We start from the raw sequence: 1,585 nt of genomic DNA on the forward strand, positions 1-1,585 counted from the left end.
TACAGTTTTTCTATCGACATGTGCTTAATCAACACTGGGAGTGGCTTAATATTGTTAAGCCACCACAAGTCCAAAGACTGCCTGATATTCTTACCCCTGCTGAAGTTTCTATCGTCATTAGCCTTACCCATAAGCTGCGATATCAAGTGTGCTTTCTCGCCTTATACAGTATGGGATTGCGCCTCGGTGAGGCCATTTCACTGCAGGTTGGCGATATCGATTCACAGATGATGCAGGTGCACATTCGTAACGCTAAAGGCGGTAAGGACAGGTTAGTTCCGCTACCACAACGTACCTTATTAGCACTGCGATATTACTGGCAAACGCATCGCCACCCACGGCTGATTTTTCCAGGAAAAGATGGCAAACCTGATTCATTGATAGATAAAGGCGGCATTCAAAAAGCYTTAAAACGGGTTATCCGTGAGTGCAATATTCATAAGTCCATCAGCCCACATAACCTGCGTCACAGCTACGCCACTCATCTGTTAGAGCAAGGGTTAGATTTGCGCTCAGTGCAAACTTTGCTCGGTCACAACAGCCTTAATACCACCGCCCGTTATACCCGCCTCACCACTATCACTCGAAAAAACACTGCTCTGTCCGTTAACCAACTGACTGATAATTTGGTGCTCAAGTGGGAGTGTAACCTATGAAGTTCATTGAACTTTTACGCGACCAMCTCGATGCCTTTAATCAGGCTTATGATGGTCAAATAACATCATCCATGCGCCAAGCTATTTTCGCCATGCTTAATTGTCGCAGCAATACTGAGCGAACCAGCCAGTGGGCATGCCGCAGCTGCACTCATACTGCTGATTTCCCGCTGTCATGTGGTCATCGCAGTTGCCCTCAATGCCAGCACAACACCACKRMAGAKTGGCTCAACAAACAGCAAGCTAAACTCCTGCCYGTRGAGTATTACATGGTGACGTTYACCTTGCCTTATGAGTTGCGAGTAACGGCTAAACATCAATCCGAGTTGATGTATCAAGCCATGTTCTCGGTGGCCGCCAGCGTGCTAAAAGACTTTGCTAAAAACTCAAAGCAACTCGRTGGTGATATTGGATTTACGGGCGTGCTGCATACCCATAACCGAAGGCGTGACTACCATCCTCATATCCACTTCATCATTCCGGCAGGCAGCTTTAATAAGCACAAAAAACAGTGGAAAAAGAACAAGGGTAAATACCTGTTCAACGCCTTTAACCTGGCCAAAGTGTGGCGAGCAAGACTGCTGGCGCAACTGGCAAAACTGAGTCTAAAACTCCCTAGCTCAATACCCCAAAAGTGGGTGGTAGACTGCCAACATGTGGGTAAAGGACTGCCAGCGTTAAAGTACCTGTCGCGATACCTTTATCGCGGCGTGTTACCCGATAAAAATATCGTCAGTAATATCGACGGACAAATTAGTTTTGAGTATCAAAATAGCCAAACCAACACCACTGAAATACGTACATTACCTACTGTCGAATTTCTATGGTTGGTACTGCAACATGTACTGCCGAAAGGCTTACGGCGAGTCAGAGATTTTGGATTACTCAGAGGAGGTTCAGCCAGGCTGCGGCAACGAATACGCTTGATG

General features: G+C 46.6%; 2 protein-coding genes. Both read left to right on the forward strand.

Annotated elements, in window-relative coordinates:
• The coding region (locus BM739_RS19770; protein ID WP_139326940.1) for a tyrosine-type recombinase/integrase at positions 1–656 on the forward strand (656 nt) is incomplete at its 5' end.
• A partial coding sequence (locus BM739_RS19775; RefSeq protein WP_076543315.1) for an IS91 family transposase occupies positions 653–1,585 on the forward strand: 933 nt, incomplete at its 3' end. The genes BM739_RS19770 and BM739_RS19775, both read left to right, overlap by 4 nt.

It is taken from the genome of Shewanella sp. UCD-KL21, from assembly GCF_001957135.1.
Lineage (GTDB): Bacteria > Pseudomonadota > Gammaproteobacteria > Enterobacterales > Shewanellaceae > Shewanella.